The sequence below is a fragment of the Pseudomonas sp. RA_35y_Pfl2_P32 genome, from assembly GCF_963970735.1.
In the GTDB taxonomy this organism is placed as follows: Bacteria; Pseudomonadota; Gammaproteobacteria; order Pseudomonadales; family Pseudomonadaceae; genus Aquipseudomonas.
In genome coordinates, this window is the sequence record NZ_CAXAQF010000351.1 from 1 (window position 1) to 442 (window position 442).

The 442-nt window shown below is 72.2% G+C and carries 1 protein-coding gene; it reads right to left on the reverse strand.

Annotation, left to right across the window (positions count from 1 at the left end; all coding sequences use genetic code 11):
• A partial coding sequence (locus AACY45_RS28655) for a tRNA dimethylallyltransferase (RefSeq protein WP_339548849.1) occupies window positions 1–442 on the reverse strand: 442 nt, incomplete at both ends.

The window sequence follows — 442 nt, forward strand, 5'->3', positions numbered from 1 at the left end:
TGGCATATTGCCGGGTAGCGACGCACGTTAGATCAAGCGCTTGATCTTCGGTCATTTCTCCGGCCAGCACCGCCGTCAGTTCCGGTACGCCGATGGCACGGCGGATCGGTGCGGCGGGGGCAATGTCGGGGCGATCGCGCAACGCCGCGACTTCCGCGCGGGCACCGTCGGCAAACATCGCCGCCGCGCGGGCATCGCAACGCGCCATCAGCCAGTCGCGATCGGGCAGCAGGACCAGCGCGGCGAGTGCGACGCGGTCGCCGATTCCGCCGCTGCGCGCCGCTTGCCAGTCGGCGAGGGGCTTGCCGGTCGAGCGCACCACTTCCAGCGCTCGCGCTACCCGCGTGGTGTCTGCGGGGGCGAGCCGGGCGGCGGCGGGAGGGTCGAGCAACGCCAGTGCGGCATGGGCCTCGGCCACTGGCAGTGCGCGGACCTCCTCGCG